Origin of the sequence: Aeromonas sp. PS2Canimalfood6, assembly GCF_048276795.1 — a bacterium.
Taxonomy (GTDB): Bacteria; Pseudomonadota; Gammaproteobacteria; order Enterobacterales; family Aeromonadaceae; genus Aeromonas; species Aeromonas caviae.
Genome location: NZ_JBLUXC010000015.1, coordinates 18551 through 42694 on the forward strand (window position 1 = coordinate 18551; position 24144 = coordinate 42694).

Here is a 24144-nt window from a genome sequence, read left to right on the forward strand (position 1 = left end):
ATAATATAACGAAACCATCAGCCCTACACTGATCTGCCTTCGACGAATTTCAATTTGCCCAGGCAACTTGCTTCAACAACGTGAAATAAAAGGATCTGGTTAATGACCCACGAGCACTACTTGCAGGCGTGGCAGGAGAGCCAGGAGCTCGCCGAAGCCATGCAACCCTTGATAGGTCGCCTCTACCGACAGCAAGGGATAGAGATCACCCTCTACGGACGCCCCCTGCAAAACGCCTCCACCATCGATATCCTCAAGGCCCACCGGGTCGTTCGCCGCCACCAGGGAGCCCCCCTCCCTATCCAACAGAGCTTTCCCCTGCTGCAAGCCATCCTGGCCCTGAACCCCACCGCCGCCGAAGTCGATCTCGGCAAACTGGCCGTGGGCTACTGGCAGGATCACCAGGATGAAGCCGGCATCGAGGACTATCTGCGCGCCAAGCTGGCACCGGCCCTGAACCGCAGTGCCGTGCCCGCCCCGACCGACGTGGTGCTCTACGGCTTCGGTCGCATCGGCCGCCTGCTGGCCCGTCTGCTCATCGAGCGCACCGGCGCCGCCAACTCCCTGCGCCTGCGCGCCATCGTGGTGCGCGGCGGTCGCGACGGGGATCTGGAGAAGCGTGCCAGCCTGCTGCGCCGCGATTCGGTGCACGGCCCCTTCAACGGCTCCATCGAGGTGGATGTGGAACGCAGCGCCATCATCGCCAATGGCACCTTCATCCAGGTGATCTACGCCAACAGCCCGGCCGACATCGACTACACCGCCTACGGCATCGACAATGCGCTGATCGTTGACAACACCGGCGTCTGGCGTGACGAGGCGGGCCTGTCCGAGCACCTCAAGGCCCGCGGCGCCGCCCGGGTACTGCTGACCGCCCCCGGCAAGGGGGAGATGAAGAACGTGGTGTTCGGGGTCAACCACGAGGTGATAGGCCCGGATGACAAGATAGTCTCCGCCGCCTCCTGCACCACCAACGCCATCACCCCGGTGCTCAAGGTGATGCAGGACAAGTACGGCATCCGCCACGGCCACGTGGAGACGGTCCACTCCTATACCAACGATCAGAACCTCATCGACAACTATCACAAGGGGGAGCGCCGCGGTCGCAGCGCAGCCCTCAACATGGTGATGACCAGCACCGGTGCCGCCAAGGCGGTGGCCAAGGCGCTGCCGGAGCTCAAGGGCAAGTTGACCGGCAACGCCATCCGGGTGCCCACACCCAACGTGTCCCTGGCCATCATCAACCTGTCGCTGGAACAGAACACCGATCGGGAGAGCCTCAACGCCTATCTGCAGCAGATGGCGCTGAGCTCGGCCCTGCATCGCCAGATCGACTTCAGCGCCAGCACCGAGCTGGTCTCCTCCGACATGGTGGGCTCCCGTTTTGCGGGCATCGTCGACTCCCAGGCCACCATCGCCGAGGGGGATCACTGCGTGCTCTACGTGTGGTATGACAACGAGTTCGGGTACAGTTGTCAGGTCGTGCGGGTGATGGAGCAGATGGCTGGCGTAGTCCGCCAGGATCTACCGGTATAGTCCGCCAGGATCTACCGGTATAGTCCGCCAGGATCTACCGGTATAGTCCGACAGGATCTGCCCGCCGGAACCCGTGTTCATGGCTCAATTTTCAAGGAGAGGCCGGATGTCGTCTCAGCAAGTGACGTTTCAACAAGCGATAGCGCAGATGCCCAAAGAGGTGTACGAGCGGCTCAAGACTGCGGTCGAGCTCGGCAAATGGCCGGATGGCAAGCCCCTCACCGAGGAGCAGAAGGCCACTTCCCTGCAGGCCGTGATGGCCTGGCAGGCGATGCACCTTGAGAACCCCGAGCACATGAACATCGGCCGTGACGGCGAGATCGTGATGAAGAGCAAGAGCGAGCTCAAGCGCCAGTATCGCGATGAGGAAGAGATAGTGCGGGTCGACCTTAGCCACTGAGGCAGGCCGCACGTCACCTATCGCGGTAACGAAACGAAAGAGGGGAGCCATAATGGCTCCCCTCTTTTTTCCTCTCTATGCAGGATGACTCATCCCCCTCATCCCCGGCCCTTCTCCCACCAAGGGAGAAGGGAGCTGGCACGCACCTGCGAGCAGTCAGCGGGCCACCTGCCGGCGATCTTCATGGTAAACCTCGCCATCTCGATCTATCCCCTCTCCCGCTGGGAGAGGGTTAGGGTGAGAGGGAAGTCAGGGGGTCAGCTCCCCGCGCAGAGACTGCTGCATCAGCTCGCGGATGCGCGGCGCCGGCAGATCCTGGCTCAGCAGGAAGTGCAGCTTGGTGAGCGCCGCCTCGGCGGTCATGTCAAAGCCCGAGATGACTCCCGCACGGGAGAGGGCGTTGCCGGTGGCATAGCCCCCCATGTTGACCTTGCCGTGCAGGCACTGGCTCAGGTTGACGATGATGACGCCCCGGGCAGATGCCTCGGAGAGCAGCGCCAGCATGGCCGGGTTCTGGGGCGCATTGCCCACCCCGAAGGAGAGCAGGATCAGCGCACGCACCGGCTGTTGCAGGATGTTCGCTATCACCTCCGCCGATATCCCCGGGTAGAGGGTCACCACCCCGATGGGCTGGGGGGTGATGTCGTGCAGCACCAGGGGGCGATCGCACGGCACTCCCAGCTCACCTGCCTCCAGGGAGATGGCGATACCGGCATTGAGCAGGGGCGGGTAGTTGGGCGAGTCGAAGGCGTGGAAGCCGTCGGCATGCACCTTCTTGCTGCGGTTGCCGCGATAGAGCTGGTTGTTGAAGAAGAGCGTCACCTCGTGGATCGGGTAGTTGGCCGCGATATAGAGGGCGTTGAGCAGGTTCTGCTGACCGTCCGAGCGCAGTTCGGCTAGGGGGATCTGGGAGCCGGTGATGATGACCGGCTTGTGCAGATCTTCGAGCATGAAGGAGAGCGCAGACGCGGTGAACGACATGGTGTCGGTGCCGTGCAGAATGACGAAACCGTCGTACTTGTCGTAGTTGCCCTTGATGTCCTCGGCGATGCGCTGCCAGTCTGCCGGCGTCATGTCGGAAGAGTCGATGAGGGGGGCATATTCGTGGATATGGTAATCGGGCATTTCCGGTCGATGGAACTCGGGCATCCGTGCCAGACAGTCCTCCATGAAGCCCGCCATCGGTACATAACCGTGGTCGGAACGCTGCATCCCTATGGTGCCGCCTGTGTAGGCAATGTAGATGGACTTCTTCACACCCTCTCCTCTCTCTGGACTGGAAACCGGCAAATCAAACAGGGCTCAACCGATACAGCCCCCGTCCTTCAGATGGTGCGGGCGGGCTCAATATCGGTCATCAGCAGACCTCTTGAGGGTCTGTGTCCTCCCGTGGGGGCGGAACCGGGCGAATTATAAAGAGTGCCGCTGCAAATGACAGCCGCAGCAGCATTGTTGCGATCCGGAGCACACTCGGCGAGGTAGTTTTAAATGCCATGTTAACACCACGTTTTAATCATTAATGTGACATATGTGGATGTACTTGGTGTTTTTTGCTAGTATCCGGCGGATTTTTCACAAATCTCATCTGGACGCCCGACGAACACGGGCTCGTGTCGACCCCCTCTTTTGCAGAGGGACGGGGCTGCGGCCCCTCTGTCACTGGCGCGTTCGCCACTCTGTTTCATCCCGGCTGGATCCGTGAGTCTTTCTCGCCAAAGACACAGCCGATCAACATGGGAGCACTGAATGCTACAACTTGATGCCTACGCCACCCTGGTCGCCGCGACCCTGGTGCTGCTGCTTGGCCGCCTGCTGGTCAACAAGATAGGACCCCTGCGCACTTTCAACATCCCCAAACCCGTGGCCGGTGGCCTGGTGGTTGCCCTGGTGCTGCTGGTGCTGCGCTCCACCCTGCAGATCGAACTGCAATTTGATACCAGCCTGCAGACGGCCCTGATGCTGACCTTCTTTGCCTCCATCGGCCTCTCCGCCGATCTGGGCAGCCTCAAGCGCGGCGGCAAGGCGGTGGCCACCTTCCTGCTGGTGGTCACCGGCCTGCTGCTGGTGCAGAACAGCCTGGGGGTGGGTCTGGCCACCCTGCTGGGGCTGGATCCCCACATGGGGCTGCTGGCCGGCTCCATCACCCTCTCCGGCGGCCACGGCACCGGGGCGGCCTGGGGCTCCATCTTCACCGAGAAGTACGGCGTGCAATCCGCCGCCGAGCTGGCGATTGCCTGTGCCACCTTCGGCCTGGTGCTGGGAGGCCTCATCGGCGGCCCGGTGGCCCGTTATCTGGTGAAGAAGGTGCAGGTGCCCGGTGAGGAGCACAACCGTGACGGCGCCCCCCAGGGCTTCGAAATGCCGGACATGGAGCGCCCGCTCACCACCTTCAGCCTGATCGAGACCCTGGCACTCATCGCCATCAGCCTGAAAGGGGGCGAAATGCTGGCCCTCTATCTCAAGGGCGGCGTCTTCGAGTTGCCGATCTTCGTCTGCGTGCTGTTTGTCGGCGTGCTGCTGCGCAACCTGCTCACCCTGCTCAACTGGCACGAAGTGAGCGACCGCGAGGTCTCCCTGCTCGGCAACGTCAGTCTGTCGCTCTTCCTCGCCATGGCGCTGATGAGCCTCAGGTTGTGGGAGCTGGCAAGCCTGGCCCTGCCCATCTTCATCCTGCTGGCCGTTCAGACGGTGGCCATGGCGCTCTACGCCATCTTCGTCACCTTCCGGGTCATGGGGCGCAACTATGATGCAGCCGTGCTGGCGGCGGGTCACTGCGGCTTCGGCCTCGGCGCCACCCCCACGGCCATTGCCAACATGCAGGCCATTACCCAGCGCTTCGGCCCCTCCCACCTGGCCTTCCTGGTGGTGCCCATGGTCGGAGCCTTCTTCATCGACATCATCAACGCCGTGGTGATCAAGCTGTTCCTGGCCCTGCCCTTCCTGTGATCCCGGGCGCAGGCCCCGTATGACAGAGCCCACCTTGCGGTGGGCTCTTTGCTTGCTGGCCCCTGGACGCTGCCCCGACCCTCACCAAGGGGCCGACTGCAGGCAACAAAAAGCCCCGCACCAAGGTGCGGGGCTTTTTACTGACGCCACGGTAGAACTGCGGCCTGACCTTCCTTACAGAATGAAGGCCAACACCAGCTGGTTCAAATTGCGGCCTGACCTTCCTTACAAAATAAAGGTCGACACCTGCTGGTTCAGGTTGGTGGCACGCCCCTTGAGGTTGTGCGCCTGATCCAGGTCGCGCATGGCGGAAGCGGTGATCTCGTCGCTCACATCCTTGATGGCGGTGGTGTTCTGGGTGATTTCACCGGTCACCTGGGTCTGCTCCTCGGCGGCGGTGGCGATCTGGCCCGCCATGTCGGAGATGAGGCTGACGGCCTGGGTGATCTCCTCCAGGGCCGCAGCGGCAGCGTCGGCATCCTTCACGCTGTTGTCCGCCAGCCCCTGGCTGGTCTGCATCAGGCTCACCGCGCGGGCCGTGGTCTGTTGCAGGGTTTCGATGGTGGACTGGATCTCCTGAGTGGAATCCTGGGTACGGCGCGACAGCACCCGCACCTCGTCCGCCACCACGGCGAAACCGCGACCCTGTTCGCCGGCACGGGCCGCTTCGATGGCCGCATTCAGCGCCAGCAGGTTGGTCTGCTCGGCGATGCCCTGGATGGTGGAGAGGATGCCGGAGATGGCCTGAGCGTGACGGCTCAGCTCACCGATGACGCCGGTCGCCTGCCCCACTTCCTCGGCCAGGTTGTTGATGGACTGACGAGTCTGGTTCACCAGGATCTTGCCCTGTTCACTGCTCTGGGCGGATTGCTGGGCGGCGGCAGCGGTGTTCTCGGCGTTACCCGCGATCTCCATGGTGGCACTCGCCATCTCGGTGACGGCGGTGGCGACCATGGTCACCTCCTGTTGCTGGCGCTGCAGCTCTTCCACCGCGGCCTGGTTGGTCACCAGACTGCGTTCGGCATCGGCGTTCAGCTCGTTGGCAAGCTGACGGATGTTGGCGATGAGCTGATGCTGGCTGCCCACGAAGCGGTTGAAGCTGCCGGCGAGCTGTCCCACTTCGTCATTGGCGTCGATCTTGATGCGCTGGGTCAGATCACCGTTACCGTCGGCGATGCGGGCCAGGGCCTGGGACACCTTGGTGAGGGGGCCGAGCAGCAGGCTGACCAGCCAGGAGATGGCGAGAATGCTGCCCACCAGCACCAGCAGGGCCAGGCCGAGCTGGGTCATCAGCAGGGAGGAGAGCGGCGCCTCCAGGGTGCTCTTGTCCAGTACCAGCACCAGCTCCCAGTCGGTGTCCGGAATGTCCGTCGCCCACAGCAGCTTGTCACGCCCCTCGCTGTCGAAGAAAGCAGGCACCAGGCTGTTGCTCGCCTTGCTCTGATCGATCAGGGCATTGGTCAGATCGTTGTCGATCTCGCTGGCCGGCTTCATCGCCTTGGCCGCATCCTTGTAGGCGATGACGGTGCCATCCTTGTGCATCAGGATGGCGAAGCCGTCCGCCGGCAGCTTCATCTTGGTGATGTCATCCACCAGGGAGGCAATGGAGAGATCCCCCCCCACCACGCCGCCCTGGGCCGGCTGGGCCAGGGTCACCACCAGAATGTTGTAGGCCACGTCGAGGTAGGGTTTGGTGACGATCATGCCGCCCTTGGCCATGGCTTCCTGATACCAGCCACGGGAGCGGGGATCGTAACCGTCGCGGTTGATGGAGGGGTCGGAGTCGTTCATCTTGCCGCTGCCCTCACCAAAATAGGTGAGCTGGAAACGGCCGGACACCTGGGCCTGTTGCAGGGCGTTGAGGGGCTCGGCACCGGCCTTGTTGCCAAGGGCCTGGATGACGTCACGACGGGCGGCAAGCCAGTCGCTGACGCTGGCGGCCTGCTGGCTGCCAAGGCGCTGCACCTGTTCCTGACTGCCTTGCAGCAGCATGGACTTCTGGCTGGTGTAGCTCTGCCAGGAGAGCAGCAGGATCACCAGTGACAAGGCGATGACCACAGACAACAGTATCTTCTGCTTGAGTGATAGGTTTTTCATCGTGTTTTCTTCTTGTGGGGGTCGGGAACAGGATCAATCGGGAGTGCGTGGCACTGTGTGTTGTTAGCGGCCAATCCGCGCAAAACTGAAGCGGAGAATGGCGTGAGTGACGATATTTTACGCGGAAATTTTAAAAATGCTGCGGAAAATTGGAGCAGGAAAAAGAGCGAGGCCAGCCAACCCTGTTTATTCCTTCTGCAATTGGCTAGAATATCCCGTTTTTAAATCACATCGACCCCGAGAGTTTTCACGATGTTTGAAGTCAATCCTGTATTAAACAAGCTTAAGGAGCTGTCTGAGAGGACCGAGCTGCTTAGGGGGTACCTTTGACTATGACGCCAAGAAAGAGCGTCTAGAAGAGGTCAATGCCGAGCTGGAACAGCCGGATGTCTGGAACGAACCCGAGCGCGCACAGGCGCTGGGCAAGGAGCGAGTCTCCCTGGAGAACGTCGTCAGCACCATCGATACCCTGACCCAGGGCGTCGATGACGTCGAGATGCTGGTCAGCCTGGCCGTCGAAGGCGAAGACGAAGAGACCTTCAACGAAGCCGTTGTCGAAGCGGACGAGCTGGAGGCCAAGCTGGTGGATCTCGAGTTCCGTCGCATGTTCTCCGGTCAGCACGACGGTTCCGACTGCTACATAGACATCCAGTCCGGTTCCGGCGGCACCGAGGCCCAGGACTGGGCCAACATGGTGCTGCGCATGTACCTGCGCTGGGGTGATGCCCACGGCTACAAGCCCGAGCTCATCGAATGCTCCGAAGGCGACGTGGCCGGCATCAAGTCCGCCACCATCAAGTTCACCGGCGAGTATGCCTTCGGCTGGCTGCGCACCGAGACCGGCGTGCACCGCCTGGTACGCAAGTCGCCGTTCGATTCCGGCGGCCGTCGCCACACCTCGTTCTGCTCCGTGTTCGTCTACCCCGAGATCGATGATGACATCGAGATCGAGATCAACCCGGCTGATCTTCGCATCGACGTCTACCGCGCCTCCGGTGCGGGTGGTCAGCACGTCAACCGGACCGAGTCCGCGGTGCGTATCACCCACGTGCCGACCGGCGTGGTGGTGCAGTGCCAGAACGACCGTTCCCAGCACAAGAACAAAGATCAGTGTATGAAGCAGTTGAAGGCCAAGCTCTACGAGCTGGAAATTCAAAAGCAGAACGCTGAGAAGCAAGCCCTCGAAGAGACCAAGTCCGACATCGGCTGGGGCAGCCAGATCCGCTCCTACGTACTGGATGATTCCCGTATCAAGGATCTGCGCACCGGCGTCGAAACCCGCAATACCCAATCAGTACTCGACGGCGACTTGGACAAGTTTATCGAAGCCAGCCTGAAATCAGGCCTGTAAACAGAGCAGCAGGAATCACCATGTCTGAACAAACCACCACCCCGGAAGTCGACCAGACTCTCGAACTGAACAACGAGATGCTTGAGCGTCGCTCCAAGCTGGCCGCCTTGCGCGCCCAGGGCAACCCCTTCCCAAACGATTTCCGTCGTGACAGCCTCTCCGGCGATCTGCACGCCGAATTCGGCGACAAGAGCAATGACGAACTGGTCGCCCTGGGTAAACAGGTGAAGATTGCCGGTCGCATCATGACCCGCCGGATCATGGGCAAGGCGTCTTTCGCGACCCTGCAGGACATGGCTGGCAAGATCCAGATCTACGTGACCCGTGACGACCTGCCGGAAGGCTTCTACAACGAGCAGTTCAAAAAGTGGGATCTGGGTGACATCGTCGGTGTCGAGGGCACCCTGTTCCGCACCAACGCCGGTGAGCTCTCCGTACACGTCTCCACCATCCGCCTGCTGACCAAGGCCCTGCGCCCGCTGCCCGAGAAGCACAAGGGGCTGACCGACCAGGAAGCCCGCTGCCGCCAGCGTTACCTGGACCTGATCGCCAACGAAGAGTCCCGCAAGACCTTCGTGACCCGCACCAAGGTGGTGGCCGGCATTCGCAAGTTCCTGAATGACAAGCGCTTCATGGAAGTGGAAACCCCCATGATGCAAGTCATCCCGGGTGGCGCCTCCGCACGTCCCTTCATCACCCACCACAATGCGCTGGACATCGACATGTACCTGCGTATCGCTCCGGAACTCTATCTGAAGCGTCTGGTGGTCGGTGGTTTCGAGCGTGTCTACGAAATCAACCGCAACTTCCGCAACGAAGGCATCTCCGTTCGCCATAACCCCGAGTTCACCATGCTCGAGTTCTATATGGCCTACGCCGATTACATCGATCTGATGGATCTCACCGAAGAGATGCTGCGCACCCTGGCACAGGACATCCTGGGCGACACCAGGATCCGTTACGCCAAAGAGGGCGAAGAGGGCCTGACCATCGATTTCGGTCAGCCGTTCCAGCGCCTCTCCATGGTCGACTCCATCCTGAAGTACAACCCGGGTGTGACCCGTGACGATCTGGCCACTCTTGAGAAGGCCACCGCCGTCGCCAAGGGTCTGAAGATCGAGCTGATGAAGAGCTGGGAGCTGGGCCACGTGATCACCGCGATCTTCGAAGAGACCGTGGAACACATGCTGCTGCAACCGACCTTCATCACCGAATACCCGGCCGCCGTCTCCCCGCTGGCCCGTCGCAACGACCAGAACCCGGACGTCACCGACCGCTTCGAGTTCTTCATCGGCGGCCGCGAGCTGGCCAACGGCTTCTCCGAGCTGAACGATGCGGAAGATCAGGCCGAGCGCTTCCAGGCCCAGGTTGACCAGAAAGCCGCAGGGGACGACGAAGCCATGTTCTACGACGCCGACTTCGTCACCGCGCTGGAACACGGTCTGCCGCCGACCGCCGGTCAGGGTATCGGTATCGACCGTCTGGTGATGCTGTTCACCAACAGCCACACCATCCGCGACGTCATCCTGTTCCCGGCCTTGCGTCCACAAAAGTAAGCGCCGCAGAAACAGGGCCGCAGCAAAACGCTGCCGTCCATGGCAATCAAAACGCCCCGCAATTGCGGGGCGTTTTTTTATGCAGAACTCACACAGTGACGAGCGGTCATCGGTCCGCGGGTGCGACAGGGGGCAGCAGCCACTCCCCCTGCCACAGGGTCAGTGCCCCGCCCGCCATCAGTACTCGCTCCTCCTGCAATTCCAGCCTGAGATCCCCGCCCCGGGTCGAGATCTGGCGGGCCCGCAATTGCCGTTTGCCGAGCCGCTCGGCCCAGAAGGGCACCAGGGCGCAGTGGTTGGAGCCGGTCACCGGATCCTCGTCCACCCCGACCCAGGGGGCGAAATAGCGGGAGACGAAGTCGTCCTCTCCCCGGCTCGATGGCGCCGTCACCATGATCCCCCGGCCCGGCAGCGCCCGCAGGGCGTGAAAATCGGGGGTGAGCGCGCGGACCGCCTCCTCGCTACCGAGCTCAAGCAGGAACTTGGCCCCGGCCGCCAGGGTTTGCAGCGGCTGGCAGCCAAGAGCCGCCCCAAAGGCAGGGTCCAGCTCAAGGGGCGCCAGGGCAATGCGCGGAAAATCGAGCCAGATCCACTCCCCTTCCCGCCGGGCCAGCAACTCACCGCTGCGGGTCGCGAAGCGGATGGGGAGCTCCCCTGACACCTCCCCCGTCTGCCACAGCACATGGGCCGCCGCCAGGGTGCCATGGCCGCACAAGTCCACCTCCACTTGCGGGGTGAACCAGCGCAACCCGTAATGCCCCTCTCCCAGTTGGGTCAGAAAGGCGCTCTCAGAGAGGTTGAACTCCGCAGCCATGGCCTGCAGCTCGGCGCCGGGCCGCGCTTCCCCCAGCACCACCACGGCGGGGTTGCCTCCGAAGGGGTGATGGCTGAAGGCGTTGACATGATAGAGACGGGACATGGTTGCTCCTTGGGGCATGAGAAATCCCCGGGACAGGGGGCTCGGCAAGGCCATTTTTATATCACGGGCCCCCCCGGGCTGAGATGGATTTTGGCTTTATAAATTCATAAATCGCATAAAGAAGATATTTTTATTCTTTGTTGTTATTCATTACACCCCTTACCCTGACCAAAAATCAGACCATGGAAGACATGTGTGATGCCATTGACAGCCCCCACCCTGAGCCCGCTCTCTGACGAACAGCAGCGCCAGCTCAACCAAGTTCTCACCACCCTCAACACCCAGCAACTGGCCTGGGTCAGCGGTTATCTCTACGGCCTCTCCCAGGCGGGCGTCCAGCCCGTGGCGAGCGCAGGCGCAGAAGTCGCGGCACCCGGCGGCAGCCTGACCATTCTCTACGGCTCCCAGACCGGGAATGCCAAGGGCGTGGCCAGCGCCATCAAGGCCCAGGCCGAGGCCCGCGGCCTGCCGGTGACCCTCACCTCCATGGCGGACTACAAACCCAAGCAGCTCAAGAAAGAGAGCCACCTGCTGGTGGTAGTGAGCACTTACGGGGAGGGGGAGCCCCCCGAGAGCGCCGTCGATCTGTTCGAGCAGCTCAAGAAGGGCAAGGTCGGCAAGCTGGAAGGGCTCAAGTTTGCCGTGCTGGGGCTGGGTGACAGCTCCTATGAGTTCTTCTGCCAGACCGGCAAGGATTTCGATGGCTTCCTCGCCAAGGCAGGGGCCGAGCGCATCCATGAGCTAGCTAGCCTCGATGTGGATTATCAGGATGCCGCCAAGGCCTGGGGCGAGCAGGCCGTTGCGGCGGTCGCCGCCACCCTCTCTGCCGGCGCCGCGACTGCCAGCGTGGCGGGCTCGGTGCAGGCCGCCGTCGGCCACAGCCAGTACAACAAGGAGAACCCCTTCCCCGCCAGACTCTCGGTGAACCAGAAGATCACCGGCCGCGACTCCACCAAGGACATCCGTCACATCGAGATCAACCTGGAAGAGTCCGGCATCACCTATCAACCGGGGGATGCGCTCGGCATCTGGTTCGACAACGACGCCGATCTCGTGGGGGAAGTGCTGGCCCTGACCGGTCTGACCGGTGACGAGGCCACCCCCCATGGCAGCCTGCGCGAGGCGCTGACCCGTCACTACGAACTGACCCGGCTGCACGGGGGCCTGATCACTGGCCTCGCCGAGATCACGGACAACGCGGCGCTCAAAGATCTGGCCGGTGACAAGGCCCAGGTCAACGCCCTGGTGGCCAGCGCCCAGGTGGTGGACGTACTGAAACGCTTCCCGGCTGCCTTGAGTGCCGATCAACTGATCGCACTGCTGCGCCCCCTCACTCCCCGCCTCTACTCCATCGCCTCCGCCCAGAGCGAGGTGGAAGAAGAGGTGCACCTGACCGTCGGCGTGGTGCGCTACCGCCAAGAAGATGGCACAGTGCGAAGCGGCGGCGCCTCCTCCTATCTGGCGGACCGTCTGCCGGAAGATGCCGAGGTCCGGGTGTTCGTGGAGCACAACGACAACTTCCGCCTGCCCGCCAATCCCGACACCCCCGTCATCATGGTCGGCCCGGGCACCGGCATTGCCCCGTTCCGCGCCTTCCTGCAGGAGCGGGAAGCACAGGGGGCAGAGGGCAAGAACTGGCTCTTCTTCGGCAACCCCCACTTCACCCAGGACTTCCTCTATCAGGTGGAGTGGCAGCGTTATGTGAAATCGGGCCTGCTGTCCAAGATCTCCCTGGCCTTCAGCCGGGATCAGGCCAACAAGATCTATGTGCAGGACCGTCTGCGCGAGGCAGGGCTTGAGCTCTACCAGTGGCTGGAAGCAGGCGCTCACTTCTATGTGTGTGGCGACGCCAACCACATGGCGAAGGATGTGCAGGAAGCCCTGCTGGAAGTGATTGCGGAACACGGCCACAAGAGCCGTGAGGAAGCAGAAGAGTATCTGAGCGAATTGCGTCGTGCCAAACGTTATCAAAGGGATGTCTATTGATGAGCAAACAACTTATTCCGGGACCGGTCGAAGGGCCGCTGGCTGACAACGAACGCCTCAAGCGCGAGAGCAACTTCCTGCGCGGCACCATCGCCGAAGATCTGCAGGACCCGCTCACCGGCGGCTTCAACGGCGACAACTTCCAGCTGATCCGCTTCCACGGCATGTATCAGCAGGATGACCGCGACATCCGCCCGGAGCGCGCCGCCCAGAAGCTAGAGCCCCTGCACAATGTCATGCTGCGCGCCCGCCTGCCCGGCGGCATCATCACCCCGGCCCAGTGGCAGGTGATCGACAAGTTCGCCGAAGAACACAGCATGTACGGCAGCATCCGCCTGACCACCCGTCAGACCTTCCAGTTCCACGGGGTACTGAAGCGCGACATCAAGCTGATGCACCAGACCCTCAACAGCACCGGTATCGACTCCATCGCCACCGCGGGGGACGTAAACCGCAACGTGCTCTGCACCAGCAACCCGGTGGAGTCCGAGTTGCACCAGGAGGCCTACGAGTGGGCCAAGAAGATCTCCGAACACTTGCTGCCCAAGACCCGCGCCTACGTGGAGATCTGGCTGGATGGCGAGAAGCTGGGGGGTGACGAGGAGCCGATCCTGGGCTCCAACTACCTGCCGCGCAAATTCAAGACAACCGTGGTCATCCCGCCCCACAACGATGTGGACATCCACGCCAACGATCTCAACTTCGTGGCCATCGCAGATGGCGGCAAGCTGGTGGGCTTCAACGTGCTGGTGGGGGGCGGTCTCGCCATGACCCACGGCGACACCACCACCTACCCGCGCAAAGCGAGCGACTTTGGCTTCATTCCGCTCTCCCACGTGCTGGAGGTGGCGGCCGCCGTGGTCAGCACCCAGCGCGACTGGGGCAACCGGGTCAACCGCAAGAACGCCAAGACCAAGTACACCCTTGAACGGGTGGGGGTCGAGGCCTTCAAGGCCGAGGTGGAGAACCGCGCCGGCATCCAGTTCGGGCCGGTTCACCCCTATGAATTCACCAGTCGTGGCGATCGCTTCGGCTGGGTGGAGGGGATCGACGGCAAGCACCACCTGACCCTGTTTATCGAGAACGGCCGCCTGCTGGACTTCCCGGGCAAGCCCCTCAAGACCGGCATGCTGGAGATCGCCAAGGTGCATCAGGGGGACTTCCGCCTCACCGCCAACCAGAACCTCATCATCGCGGGCGTGCCTGCCGGCGAGAAGGCACGCATCGAGGCGCTGGCACGCCAGTACGGTCTGCTGGATGACGGCGTGAGCGAGCAGCGCAAGCAGTCCATGGCCTGTGTGGCCCTGCCCACCTGCCCCCTGGCAATGGCCGAGGCCGAGCGCATGCTGCCTGCCTTCGTCACCGACATCGAGGGGCTGCTGGCCAAGCACGGCCTGGCGGATGACGCCATCATCTTCCGGGTCACCGGCTGCCCCAACGGCTGCGGCCGCGCCATGCTGGCGGAAGTGGGTCTGGTGGGCAAGGCGCCGGGTCGCTACAACCTGCACCTGGGGGGCAACCTCGAGGGGACCCGCATCCCGCGCCTGCATCTGGAGAACATCACCGAGCCGCAGATCCTGGCCGAACTGGACGCCCTGATCGGCCGCTGGGCGAGCGAACGCAACCCGGACGAGTGCTTCGGCGATTTTGTCATTCGCGCCGGCATCATCGCCCCGGTTATCGACTCCGCGAGGGACTTCTATGCAGCCTGAACAGACTGATACAGCCCGTCTGGCGCGCACCGCCGACGGCCGGCTCGACCTCGACGCCCTCCTGGCCCTGGGCCGGGAGGAGCAGGTCGAGGCGCTGTCCCCCCTCAACCGGGCGCTGGACGCCATGAGCGCTCCCGAGCGGGTGCGCTGGGCCCTGGCCAACCTGCCGGGGGAGCATGTGCTGTCATCGAGTTTCGGCATCCAGGCGGCGCTCATGCTGCACCTGGTGAGCCGCGAGCGGGCCGACGTGCCCGTGGTGCTGACCGACACCGGTTACCTCTTCCCCGAGACCTACCGTTTCATCGACGAGCTGACCGAGCGTCTCGCGCTCAACCTCAAGATCTACCGGGCCGAACTCAGCCCGGCTTGGCAGGAGGCCCGCTTCGGCCTCCTGTGGGAGCAGGGGGTGGAGGGGATCACCCGTTACAACCAGCTCAACAAGGTGGAGCCCATGGACCGCGCCCTGAACGAGCTGGGTGCCCGCACCTGGTTCTCGGGCCTGCGCCGTGAGCAGTCCGGCAGCCGGGGCAAGCTGCCGGTGCTGGCCATCCAGCGCGGTCGCTTCAAGTTCCTGCCGGTGATCGACTGGAGCAACAAGGACGTCTTCTACTACTTCAAGGAGTTCGACCTCCCCTACCACCCCTTGTGGGAGCAGGGCTACCTCTCGGTCGGCGACGTGCACACCACCGCCAAGTGGGAGCCCGGCATGAGCGAGGAGCAGACCCGCTTCTTCGGCCTCAAGCGCGAGTGCGGCCTGCACGAGGAGAGTGGCGAGAGCGACGGCTCCGGCATCTGATCCCCCGCGGCCCGGCCAAGTGCTGCGCCCACAAAAAAACGCCCGGCAACTGCCGGGCGTTTTTCTTTGCGCAAAAGGGCGACGTACCCCTCATTACATGGCGGCGGCGCGCGCCTGATTCAGCCAGTCGTTCACCAGTACCTCGTGGCCCTTGAGCCAGGCGTCGGCATGACGTTCCACGTCCGCCGGCTTGTTCTGCCCCTTGTTCATCAGGCCGTTCTGCACGTTGATGTCATTGAGCGGCAGCTTGACGATGGAGAAGAGCTTGGCGGCGGCTGGATTGGCCTCGGCAAACCGCTTGTTGGCAACGATGTGCATGGTGTTCACCGCAAAGCCGTAGTTCTTGCCGTTCGGCAGCCGGGTCTTGGCCGCATCCTTGGCATCGGCGGGGACTTCCAGCCACACCACATCCCGCCCCGGCACCAGTTCGCTGCTGAGCCAGTAGGGGGTCCAGGTGTAATAGAGCACCGGCTTGCCGGCCTGGTAGCGAGCCAGGGTATCGGCGATCAGCGCCGCGTAGTTGCCCTGCTTGTGGGCCACCGTGGGGGTCAGACCAAAGGCGTCGAGGTGATGGTTGATCGCCCCCTCGCAGCCCCAGCCGGGGTTGCAACCAATGAGGTCGGCCTTGCCGTCGCCATCCCCGTCAAACAGCGCCGCCACCTCGGGATCCTTGAGCTGGCCCAGGTTGGTGATGCCGTATTGGGTCGCGGTCTTCTTGTCGATGAGGTACCCCTGGGCGGCACCGGCCACATAGGTGCCCTCACGGAAGAACACCTTGTCGCCCCCCGCCTGCTCGTACTTGTTGTCCTGCAGCGGCACCCAGTTGAACGCGAGGAAGGTACCGTCTCCCTGGGCCACCGAGGCATAAGCCACGTTGTAGTCCACCTCCTGGGCGGGCTGGACATCGTAACCCAGACGCGCCATCAGCTTGCTCACCAGCAGGCTCTGGAAGGCCTCTTCCGGCAAGGAGCTCTGCAAGGGCTGAACGCGAACCCCCTCCCCCGGCAACTCGGCGCTGGCCATGGCGAGCGGGCTCAGCAGTTGGGCACTCAGCAGCAATGTGCCCAGGGTCAATCCTTTGGTGGTCTGTCTCATGCGTTTACTCCTTTGTAATCGATTTTCTTGTCACGGCCGGCCAGGCGCAGCAGCAGGGCGGCGGGCCCATGCTGATACCAGCGGCCGGTACGGGTGCGATCCGGTTGCCCCATCGCCTGGGTGAGGCGGTCGAGCACGATGGCCAGCAGCACGATGCCGAGGCCGCCGATGGAGGCGAGCCCCATGTCGAGCCGGCCGATGCCGCGCAGCACCATCTGGCCGAGGCCTCCCACCGCGATCATGGAGGCGATCACCACCATGGAGAGCGCCAGCATCAGGGTCTGGTTGACCCCGGCCATGATGGTGGGCATGGCGAGCGGCAGCTGTACCTTGAACAGCAACTGGGAGGGGCTGGCACCGAACGAGTGGGCCGCCTCCACCAGATCCGTGGGCACCTGGCGAATACCCAGCATGGTGAGCCGGATCATGGGCGGCAGGGCGAAGATGACGGTCACCACCACCCCGGGCACGTTGCCGATGCCAAACAGCATCACGATGGGGATGAGGTAGACGAACGCCGGGGTGGTCTGCATGGCATCCAGCAGCGGCCGGGTCCAGGTGGAGAGCCGCTCGCTGCGGGCCAGCAGGATGCCGGTGGGCAACCCCAGCAGCACGCAGAAGAACAGCGAGGTCAGCACCAGGGACAGGGTCACCATGGCATCGGACCAGGCCCCGATGAGCCCGATCCCCACAAGAGACGCGAGCGTACCGAGCGCCATGCGGCCGTTCACCAGTTGCCAGGCAAGCATGGCCAGGAGCCCCATCATCAGGGTGGAGGGCACCGTCTGCAGCAGATGGGTCATGGCGTTCAGGGTCAGCTCCACCGGTGCGCGGATCAGCTGGAACAGCGGCCGCAGGTTCTCCACCAGCCAGCCGATGCCCCCTTCCACCCAGGTATCCAGCGGCACCAGCGCCTGCTGGAAAGGATCCAGCCAGTCGATGGCGGTTGTGGTGTCGGCGGCTTCGATCTGGTTCTGCCAGTCGGTGGCCTGGGTGTCGGTACTACCCCAGGGATCGGACACCTCGGTGGACGCAGGCGCGCTCCAGGGATCTGCCGCCACCTCATCGGCCCGCAGGGAAGGGCTCGCCAGCAGCACCAGGGCCAGCAGCCCGCTCAGCAACAAATGGGGATTCATCAGCTTCATGCCGGAGTACTCCTGTCCAGGGTGTTGAGCAGATTGGCCTTGGAGATGAGGCCGAGGTAAGTGCCATCCTCCTCGACCACGGGCACCTGACAGGGGGCGGCCGCCACCTGGCTGATCAGTTCATTGAGGGCGGTGTCCGCCAGGATGGGCTGGATGTCCGCCAGCAACGCCTGCTCCAGGCTGCCTTTGGCCCTGACCGCCTGACCGAGCGACTCCACCGAGACGACCCCGAGGAAGCGGCGGCTGCGATCCACCACGTAGCCGAACTCCCGCTCAAGCTCCTTGAGCTGGCGCAGGGCGTTGCCCGGCCCGTCGGTGGTGTGTTTCTTGATGAGGGGCACCTGCTTGCGGCTGGCCACGTCGCGGGCGCTGAACACATGGGCCAGATCCACCCCGCGAAAGAAGGCGCGCACATAGTCGTTGGCGGGCTGGTTCAGGATCTCGTCCGGGGTGCCCACTTGCACCAGCTGGCCATCCTGCATGATGGCGATGCGATCGCCGATGCGCATCGCCTCGTCCAGATCGTGAGAGATGAAGACGATGGTGCGCTGCTGGCTGGCCTGCAGCTTGAGCAGCTCATCCTGCATCTCGGTGCGGATCAGGGGATCCAGCGCGGAGAAAGCTTCGTCCATCAGCAGGATGTCGGGGTCATTGGCAAGGGCCCGGGCCAGCCCGACCCGCTGCTTCATGCCGCCGGAGAGGGCATCCGGATAAGCCTCTATCCACTGCCCCAGCCCCACCTGATGGAGCGCCTGACGGGCGCTCTGCTGGCGCTCCGCCAGCGGTACACCGGCCAGCTCCAGCCCGAAGGCGGTATTTTCCAGCACACTCAGGTGCGGCATCAGGGCGAAGGACTGGAATACCATGCTGATCTTCTTGCGGCGCACCCGGCGCAGCTCGCGCTCCGAGATGGCGGCGATGTCCTCGCCATCGATCAGCACCTGGCCGCGGGTCGGCTCGATCAGCCGGTTGAAGAGACGCACCAGGGTGGACTTGCCCGAACCGGAGAGGCCCATCACCACGAAGATCTCCCCTTCGTTGATGGCCAGATTGACATCCTGGACCCCCAGGGTCTGTCCGGTCTTTTTCAGGATACTGGCGCGATCATGCCCTTTCGCCAGCAATTTGAACGCTTTATCCGGCTGATCGCCGAAGATTTTGTAGAGGGATTTGACCTCGAGTTTGACTGTCATATTGTCCTTTTTTCTTGGCCGACGCCTTGCCTGGCAAACCGTCGAACGTGAGCCAATTACTTTTAACACTAAGCAATTTCACACCCAAACAAAAGAACCAATTGAAGCTGAGCAGGAAAGATTAAATTTAAGCCATTGATTTTTATTAGTTATTTTTATTCATAAAAATCCATTAAATCACGATAAAAACGCCTATAACAGACAGGGCTACCACAGTATCGATGCACTTTCAGCACATTTCATTAATGATTAAAAGGCGTTAGCAGCAGGCAAAAAGAGAGGAAGGGGATGACTGCGCCCATCGGAGCAATGAATGGCCAATTCATTACATAACTAACTATTTTGATGTCACGCATCCCGGTATTGCTTCAGGCACCTTCAACCATGCCGGTTCAGCCCCCTTCTCTTTGCAGCAACAGGGCACAAAAAAGCCCCCTGCTGTCGCAAGGGGCTCTTCATGGCATCAGAGGGCTCAGCGCCGCTGCCAGGTCTCGAAACAGTAGGGATGGGGATTCTTCTCGTCAGGCTGATGTAACTCGCGCTCGATGCACGACCAGTCGCCCTCGTCGAAGGCCGGGAAACGGGTATCCCCCTCCACCGCCAGATCGATGCGGGTCAGATAGAGCCTGTCGGCCCGTGGCAGCAGCTGGCCGTAGAGATGACCGCCCCCGATCACCATCAGCTCCGCGACGTCACTATCCGCCAGCAGGGCCAGTGCGGCCTCCACCGAGTCGATAACCTCCACGCCGTCGGCCCGGTAGTCGGGGTTGCGGCTGATCACCAGGTTGCGGCGCCCGGGCAGCGGTCGTCCGATGGATTCAAAGGTCTTGCGCCCCATCAGCACCGGCTTGCCCAGGGTGACCCGCTTGAAGTGGGCCAGATCCGCCGGCAGGTGCCAGGGCATCTGGTTGTCCAGGCCGATCACCCTATCCTGGGCCATGGCGGCAATCATGGAAATCATCATGGGGTCAACCTCTCGCACCGTCGTCAGATAATGGGGCGGTTACGGTACACGACCAGAGAGGGGATCGCCAAACCGAAACTCAGGGCCCCCACGATAAACAGCGCCTTGAGGCCGTTCTCCACCGCGCTCTGAAGCAGCTCCATGGTCACCCCGGAGATATTGAGCTCCACGATGGCGATCATGGTCTTGAACGCATAGCTGCCCGGGATCATGGGGATGATGGAGGCGACGCTGAACACCGGGCGCGGTGCCAGCAGGCGGCGCGACCAGTAGACACAGACAAAACCGACCGTGGTCGCCGCTGCCAGGGTGGCCCACTCGATGGGCATGCCGTAGTGGATGAGCAGGGTACGCAGGCTGTGGGCCAGCGCGCCCCCCATGGCGCAATATTTGAGCATCCGTGGCGGCACGTTGAACAGCATGGCAAAGCCCACCGCCGGAATGGCCGACCAGAAGGCATCCTTGGCCAGCAGCCAGAGCAGTTCCATCATACCTTCCACCCCCAGATACCGGTCACCGACATGGCGCGCATGATCCCGATATGGTTCCGCGCGCTGATGGATAGCCGGTTTGCCCCGATCAACAGGGTCGATACAACGTCAAAGATCTTCATACTTTCCACCCCCAGATACCGGTCACCGACATGGCGAGCATGATCCCGATATGGTTCCGCGCGCTGATGGATAGCCGGTTTGCCCCGATCAACAGGGTCGATACAACGTCAAAGATCTTCATACTTTCCACCCCCAGATACCGGTCACCGACATGGCGAGAATGATCCCTATGGCTGCACTGATGGTCAGCAGTGTCGCCGTGCCCCAGCGGGCCAGCCCCATGTTGAAGTAACCCTTCACCATGTCGGAGACCGCATTGATGAGCGGGAACCCCGGCACCAGCAGCAACACGCTGGCGGCCATGGCGAGATAGGGTTGTTCGCCCCAGCCGAAGAAGGTGGCGCTGGAGGCGAGCAGGGTGGCGATAAACCCGGTGGCGGCAAAGTTGATGAGGGGGCTGTGGTGATGGCGGGCAATGAGCTGGCGCACCCGCATGGCGACCGAGGCCGAGCAGCAGGTCACCAGGAAGATGGGCCAGTCACCGCCAAACAGCAGGCTGAAGGCACCGCAGGAGAGCCCCACCATGGGCACCACCAGCCAGGGGTGATAATGGAACGGCGTGATGGCCTCGAGGCGCTGACGGACCTCGCGCGCGCCGATAAGCGACTTTTCCGTCATGATGCAGATGCGCTGGATCTCGCACACCACCTGCATGTTGATGCCGTGCTCCCGCACCCGGCGGGTGGTGGTGACGCAACTGCCCTGGTAGAGGCTGGTGAGGACGATGGCGCTGGAAGAGATGGCCATCTCGACGCTCTCCAGCCCGAGCGCCATGCCCAGGCGGACCGTGGTCTGCTCGATGATGCGGCTCTCCGCCCCAAACTGGGCCAGCATCTGGCCCGCCTTGACGATGATCCGGGTGATCTCCGTCTGCTGCTCTCGCGACAGCACCCTTCCTGGTGTGATGCTTCTCATGATCCCTTTGAGTCATAGCAAGATGAAATGTGTCTGGATATTACCCCAAAATAAATACACCTTCATCCATCTCTATCGGACTGCGTGCACTGGTCACTATTATTCAGCCGCCCGGGGAATATTTGCAGCAAATAAAAAACAATTCACCCAACTTGCTTAACAACTTGTTTTAGAAGGGGTGAAACAAATTAATAAATACCCTGTTTTTTTATATCTTGAACAGGGCCGTGAATTATTTCCGTTTCAGATAACTGGAAAACGCTATCACATTATCCGGCAGCGGGGGCTCTGCCATTTCCTGACAAGATTCGTTCTGCAGATCCAGAATGTGCTGGCGCATGGCGTAGACGGAGTCATGCATCATGTTGGCTATCCGGATGCAGCTGTCGAGGTTGTTTCTTGCCAGGCGGCGCTGGCAGTCGATGCGAAATTGCAGACCTCGCAACCGACGTTGCCGCTCTGGCCCCACCTGGGCGATCAGGGTCTCTATCTGCTGGTGCAGCAGCGCGTCGAGTCGCTCCGGCTCGGCCAGCGCCCAGTACTTCAGGGTATCGAAATCAGGCAGCTCCATATACCCTCCTGGCCGGACCTCGCCCATGGAATGGAACGACGCCGGGCACATCACTATTTCACTGTCCCTAGGGAAGGTTATATAGGATGGTGGCGATTTTGGGCCATTCACCGCCGAGCCACAGGAGTCCGGTTTTTGGCACGGATTGCGCATTGTTGGCGGAAAAAATCATTTATTCCTTATGATTCATGAAATTAACCGAATCCGGCCTGCGTCAGTTTTTTTATAAAATTTCAGCGTCATTTTTCTCGGCCTTATGCCTTATTAACGGACTTTTCTCAAAATTGTTTTTCATTCGACTCTCTCCCTGGCTCGACGCCCTCCCCTTGCCTCATCCTGCGGTTTAACATATCTCACTGATTATGTTATTTTATTTACCACTTTATTGCGGCAACCAAGGGCAGACCATGAGCAAGGCAAGAATCGGTATCGTCACCGTCAGCGATCGCGCCAGTGCAGGCATCTACGAAGATCTCTCCGGCAAGGCCATCATCGACACCCTGAACGCCTACCTGACCTCGGAATGGGAGCCCGTCTATCAGGTGATCCCCGACGAGCAGGATCAGATTGAGGCGACCCTGGTTCGGCTGGTGGACGATGAGCAGTGCTGCCTTGTCGTTACCACGGGGGGCACCGGGCCGGCCAGGCGGGATGTGACCCCGGAGGCCACCGAGGCGGTGTGCGATCGCATGATGCCGGGCTTTGGCGAGCTGATGCGGGCCGAGTCCCTCAAGTTCGTGCCGACCGCCATCCTGTCGCGCCAGACCGCCGGCCTGCGCGGCAGCTCGCTCATCGTCAACCTGCCGGGCAAGCCCAAATCGATCCGCGAGTGCCTGGATGCGGTCTTCCCCGCCATTCCCTACTGCATCGACCTGATGGAAGGGCCCTATCTCGAGTGCGACGAGGCCATCATCAAACCGTTTCGCCCGAAGAAATAAGCACTGGGCGGGGATTTCCCCCGCCCTTTGCTCATTTGCGCCCGTATACCTTGACCCCGGCCTTGCCCCTTCCGAATTGCCGTACACCTCGATCCGCTTGATGCAGAGCCGGCTGCCGAGGGATTGCCACCCCGACTCCTGATCCTCTTTCAGATCCTTGTCGAAATAGAGGGTCTTGCTGCGATCGTTGCCATAAAACACCTTGACCCGCTCCAGGGTCAATTCCCGTCCTGCCTTGACCATGATGGATTTGGTCGGCCGGCAGGCGAGCATGGGAATGATGGCGGGATGATCGCCGACCCCGAGCAGAATGGTCTGCCCCAAGCGGATATCCTCGTCGGCCATGGCGGGGGGAACAGCAGCCCCCAGCAACGCCATGGGTACGCAGATGCGCAACGCGCGGGCAAGAGTGGACAAGGAGTAAAGGGAAAACAGCGCTGACATGATGCCTCCTGAAAAAAGGAGTCATGATAAGGGCCCGATGCCAGACCCAAGCTGTACTGGCCCTGTACCAGGGGCCATGACAATGGCCGGAGGCCGTGTGGGTAACGGGGGCCTGGGCCCCCGTTACCCCTGCCGGACGCGCTAACTGCCCCACATGGCCGACAGCCGCGACTCCATGGCCTCTTCCTGCTCATCCGGCAGCTCGGTGAAGAAGTCGAGTCCGGTCTGCTCCTCCACCTCATCCACCGTCACCACATAGTCCGCCAGCCGACTGGCCGAGACGTTCTCTTGCGGCAGGATGAAGGCGATGGCCCGCTTGCCCGCCAGATCCATCACCACCCGGTAGTAGGCGTGGGGCACGGTCACGCCGTTGCCGATGGCGCCATCGGAGTGGGTGAAGATGGGGCCGGTGATCACCTGCACGCTCTTGTATGTGATGGCCCACTGCCGGGTCTTCTCCTCCAGGATGCGCCAGGCCCCCTGGTTGAGCGCCGGCAGTTGCGGGGTCATGTTGGTGAGCAGGAAGCTCTGCTTCATGGTGTTGGCGGTGGAGCGCATGTCCGCCGCCGGCGCCTGGTGGCCGCGGTCATAGCCCGAGCCCTTGTAGTCCGACAGGGTGGCGCGAAACTGCACCGGCACCTCCTTGTCCTCGGCGAAGGCATCCTTGCGCGGCACCTGGCCCTGGGCGCTGGCGGCCGTCATCCGGTAAGAGACCCAGTCAGAGACCTTGGTGTCGTAGTTGTACCCGGCGGCATAGCCCTCCCGGCACAACAGCTGACTGGATTGACCGGGTACCCCCTGGGTGACGTGCTCCCCGCACTGGAATCCCGCCGCCAGGCTCGGGAAAGTGGTGAGAGTGAATCAGATAGCCAGAACTAATTTATTGACATTATTCATTATTATGCCACTCCTTGTGTTAGGCGGAGTGATTTGACACCAGGTCGGATGAGTAAGGCAATCGCACAA

Annotated in this window: 20 protein-coding genes and 1 pseudogene; 9 read left to right on the forward strand and 12 right to left on the reverse strand. The window is 62.1% G+C overall.

All coding sequences use genetic code 11. From position 1 onward, the window contains the following. Positions 1-102 precede the first annotated feature (102 nt). Together ACNPAA_RS08705 and ACNPAA_RS08710 are read left to right on the forward strand one after the other, a co-directional pair. Complete coding sequence (locus ACNPAA_RS08705) at positions 103-1536, forward strand: glyceraldehyde-3-phosphate dehydrogenase (protein WP_417891688.1); 1434 nt, start codon at positions 103-105, stop codon at positions 1534-1536. Positions 1537-1642: 106 nt separating this feature from the next. After that, on the forward strand, positions 1643-1936 hold the full coding sequence (locus tag ACNPAA_RS08710; protein WP_010675423.1) for a YeaC family protein: 294 nt from the start codon (positions 1643-1645) through the stop codon (positions 1934-1936). A 249-nt stretch (positions 1937-2185) separates the two neighbouring features. On the opposite strand, the gene ansA is transcribed toward ACNPAA_RS08710, so the two are convergent. Continuing rightward, positions 2186-3193 (reverse strand): asparaginase, encoded by a 1008-nt coding sequence (gene ansA, locus ACNPAA_RS08715; RefSeq protein ID WP_010675424.1) that lies wholly within the window; start codon positions 3191-3193, stop codon positions 2186-2188. 489 nt (positions 3194-3682) lie between these two features. Here ansA and gltS point away from each other — a divergent pair, with 489 nt between their 5' ends. Further along, complete coding sequence (gltS, locus tag ACNPAA_RS08720; RefSeq protein WP_041212483.1) at positions 3683-4882, forward strand: sodium/glutamate symporter; 1200 nt, start codon at positions 3683-3685, stop codon at positions 4880-4882. A gap of 225 nt (positions 4883-5107) precedes the next feature. On the opposite strand, the gene ACNPAA_RS08725 is transcribed toward gltS, so the two are convergent. Continuing rightward, positions 5108-6979: a methyl-accepting chemotaxis protein gene (locus tag ACNPAA_RS08725; RefSeq protein WP_139738049.1), complete on the reverse strand. Its 1872-nt coding sequence runs from the start codon at positions 6977-6979 to the stop codon at positions 5108-5110. A gap of 252 nt (positions 6980-7231) precedes the next feature. On the opposite strand from ACNPAA_RS08725, the gene prfB reads away from it, so the two are divergent. Together prfB and lysS are read left to right on the forward strand one after the other, a co-directional pair. Beyond that, positions 7232-8330 (forward strand): peptide chain release factor 2 gene (gene prfB / locus ACNPAA_RS08730; protein WP_102948437.1). Its coding sequence is split into 2 segments (ribosomal slippage): positions 7232-7306 and positions 7308-8330, totalling 1098 coding nucleotides; the frame shifts between segments, so codons are not numbered across the junction. A 20-nt stretch (positions 8331-8350) separates the two neighbouring features. Continuing rightward, positions 8351-9886 (forward strand): lysine--tRNA ligase, encoded by a 1536-nt coding sequence (gene lysS / locus ACNPAA_RS08735; RefSeq protein ID WP_010675428.1) that lies wholly within the window; start codon positions 8351-8353, stop codon positions 9884-9886. A 106-nt stretch (positions 9887-9992) separates the two neighbouring features. On the opposite strand, the gene ACNPAA_RS08740 is transcribed toward lysS, so the two are convergent. Further along, positions 9993-10805: a PhzF family phenazine biosynthesis protein gene (locus ACNPAA_RS08740; RefSeq protein WP_417891689.1), complete on the reverse strand. Its 813-nt coding sequence runs from the start codon at positions 10803-10805 to the stop codon at positions 9993-9995. A gap of 198 nt (positions 10806-11003) precedes the next feature. Between ACNPAA_RS08740 and ACNPAA_RS08745 the strand changes: the two genes are divergently transcribed. The 3 genes from ACNPAA_RS08745 to ACNPAA_RS08755 are packed head-to-tail and all read left to right on the forward strand — an operon-like array spanning position 11004 to position 15299. Further along, positions 11004-12791: an assimilatory sulfite reductase (NADPH) flavoprotein subunit gene (locus ACNPAA_RS08745; protein ID WP_111896457.1), complete on the forward strand. Its 1788-nt coding sequence runs from the start codon at positions 11004-11006 to the stop codon at positions 12789-12791. Then, entirely contained in the window at positions 12791-14503 is a 1713-nt protein-coding gene (gene cysI, locus ACNPAA_RS08750; RefSeq protein ID WP_103243634.1) for an assimilatory sulfite reductase (NADPH) hemoprotein subunit, read from the forward strand. The genes ACNPAA_RS08745 and cysI overlap by 1 nt, the downstream gene beginning before the upstream one ends. Further along, positions 14493-15299, forward strand: coding sequence for a phosphoadenylyl-sulfate reductase (locus tag ACNPAA_RS08755; RefSeq protein ID WP_417891690.1), 807 nt, complete (start codon positions 14493-14495; stop codon positions 15297-15299). The genes cysI and ACNPAA_RS08755 overlap by 11 nt, the downstream gene beginning before the upstream one ends. 93 nt (positions 15300-15392) lie before the next feature. Here the strand turns inward: ACNPAA_RS08755 and proX are convergent, their stop codons facing one another. The 7 genes from proX to ACNPAA_RS08790 all read right to left on the reverse strand — a co-directional run bounded on the left by proX (position 15393) and on the right by ACNPAA_RS08790 (position 21796). After that, complete coding sequence (gene proX / locus ACNPAA_RS08760; protein WP_417891691.1) at positions 15393-16394, reverse strand: glycine betaine/L-proline ABC transporter substrate-binding protein ProX; 1002 nt, start codon at positions 16392-16394, stop codon at positions 15393-15395. Beyond that, complete coding sequence (gene proW / locus ACNPAA_RS08765) at positions 16391-17539, reverse strand: glycine betaine/L-proline ABC transporter permease ProW (protein ID WP_111896460.1); 1149 nt, start codon at positions 17537-17539, stop codon at positions 16391-16393. The genes proX and proW overlap by 4 nt, the downstream gene beginning before the upstream one ends. Further along, positions 17536-18732: a glycine betaine/L-proline ABC transporter ATP-binding protein ProV gene (gene proV, locus ACNPAA_RS08770; protein WP_010675435.1), complete on the reverse strand. Its 1197-nt coding sequence runs from the start codon at positions 18730-18732 to the stop codon at positions 17536-17538. The genes proW and proV overlap by 4 nt, the downstream gene beginning before the upstream one ends. A 472-nt stretch (positions 18733-19204) precedes the next feature. Next, positions 19205-19696: a type 3 dihydrofolate reductase gene (gene folA, locus ACNPAA_RS08775; protein ID WP_039040330.1), complete on the reverse strand. Its 492-nt coding sequence runs from the start codon at positions 19694-19696 to the stop codon at positions 19205-19207. A gap of 23 nt (positions 19697-19719) precedes the next feature. After that, positions 19720-20187 (reverse strand): threonine/serine exporter family protein, encoded by a 468-nt coding sequence (locus tag ACNPAA_RS08780; RefSeq protein ID WP_010675437.1) that lies wholly within the window; start codon positions 20185-20187, stop codon positions 19720-19722. Between the two features lie 240 nt (positions 20188-20427). Next, positions 20428-21225, reverse strand: a complete 798-nt coding sequence (locus ACNPAA_RS08785) for a threonine/serine ThrE exporter family protein (protein WP_042014428.1) — start codon at positions 21223-21225, stop codon at positions 20428-20430. A 232-nt stretch (positions 21226-21457) separates the two neighbouring features. After that, positions 21458-21796: a DUF3135 domain-containing protein gene (locus ACNPAA_RS08790; RefSeq protein ID WP_010675440.1), complete on the reverse strand. Its 339-nt coding sequence runs from the start codon at positions 21794-21796 to the stop codon at positions 21458-21460. Between the two features lie 407 nt (positions 21797-22203). Between ACNPAA_RS08790 and mog the strand changes: the two genes are divergently transcribed. Next, positions 22204-22734: a molybdopterin adenylyltransferase gene (gene mog / locus ACNPAA_RS08795; protein WP_041212474.1), complete on the forward strand. Its 531-nt coding sequence runs from the start codon at positions 22204-22206 to the stop codon at positions 22732-22734. 31 nt (positions 22735-22765) lie between these two features. Here mog and ACNPAA_RS08800 read toward each other — a convergent pair. Further along, positions 22766-23112, reverse strand: a pseudogene (locus tag ACNPAA_RS08800) (DUF2541 domain-containing protein). A gap of 207 nt (positions 23113-23319) precedes the next feature. Further along, the gene (locus tag ACNPAA_RS08805) at positions 23320-24015 is read right to left on the reverse strand and encodes a DNA/RNA non-specific endonuclease (RefSeq protein WP_234924942.1); all 696 of its coding nucleotides are present in this window, start codon (positions 24013-24015) and stop codon (positions 23320-23322) included. Positions 24016-24144: the final 129 nt, after the last annotated feature.

Excerpts from the sequence above, each read along its gene's own strand:
- ACNPAA_RS08780 (WP_010675437.1), bottom strand. The coding sequence starts at position 20,187 with ATGATGGAACTGCTCTGGCTGCTGGCCAAGGATGCCTTCTGGTCGGCC.
- ACNPAA_RS08785 (WP_042014428.1), bottom strand. The coding sequence starts at position 21,225 with ATGAGAAGCATCACACCAGGAAGGGTGCTGTCGCGAGAGCAGCAGACG.
- ACNPAA_RS08790 (WP_010675440.1), bottom strand. The coding sequence starts at position 21,796 with ATGGAGCTGCCTGATTTCGATACCCTGAAGTACTGGGCGCTGGCCGAG.
- ACNPAA_RS08710 (WP_010675423.1), top strand. The coding sequence starts at position 1,643 with ATGTCGTCTCAGCAAGTGACGTTTCAACAAGCGATAGCGCAGATGCCC.
- proW (WP_111896460.1), bottom strand. The coding sequence starts at position 17,539 with ATGAAGCTGATGAATCCCCATTTGTTGCTGAGCGGGCTGCTGGCCCTG.
- cysI (WP_103243634.1), top strand. The coding sequence starts at position 12,791 with ATGAGCAAACAACTTATTCCGGGACCGGTCGAAGGGCCGCTGGCTGAC.
- ACNPAA_RS08755 (WP_417891690.1), top strand. The coding sequence starts at position 14,493 with ATGCAGCCTGAACAGACTGATACAGCCCGTCTGGCGCGCACCGCCGAC.
- ACNPAA_RS08740 (WP_417891689.1), bottom strand. The coding sequence starts at position 10,805 with ATGTCCCGTCTCTATCATGTCAACGCCTTCAGCCATCACCCCTTCGGA.
- ACNPAA_RS08745 (WP_111896457.1), top strand. The coding sequence starts at position 11,004 with ATGCCATTGACAGCCCCCACCCTGAGCCCGCTCTCTGACGAACAGCAG.
- folA (WP_039040330.1), bottom strand. The coding sequence starts at position 19,696 with ATGATGATTTCCATGATTGCCGCCATGGCCCAGGATAGGGTGATCGGC.
- gltS (WP_041212483.1), top strand. The coding sequence starts at position 3,683 with ATGCTACAACTTGATGCCTACGCCACCCTGGTCGCCGCGACCCTGGTG.
- mog (WP_041212474.1), top strand. The coding sequence starts at position 22,204 with ATGAGCAAGGCAAGAATCGGTATCGTCACCGTCAGCGATCGCGCCAGT.
- proX (WP_417891691.1), bottom strand. The coding sequence starts at position 16,394 with ATGAGACAGACCACCAAAGGATTGACCCTGGGCACATTGCTGCTGAGT.
- proV (WP_010675435.1), bottom strand. The coding sequence starts at position 18,732 with ATGACAGTCAAACTCGAGGTCAAATCCCTCTACAAAATCTTCGGCGAT.
- ACNPAA_RS08705 (WP_417891688.1), top strand. The coding sequence starts at position 103 with ATGACCCACGAGCACTACTTGCAGGCGTGGCAGGAGAGCCAGGAGCTC.
- lysS (WP_010675428.1), top strand. The coding sequence starts at position 8,351 with ATGTCTGAACAAACCACCACCCCGGAAGTCGACCAGACTCTCGAACTG.
- ACNPAA_RS08725 (WP_139738049.1), bottom strand. The coding sequence starts at position 6,979 with ATGAAAAACCTATCACTCAAGCAGAAGATACTGTTGTCTGTGGTCATC.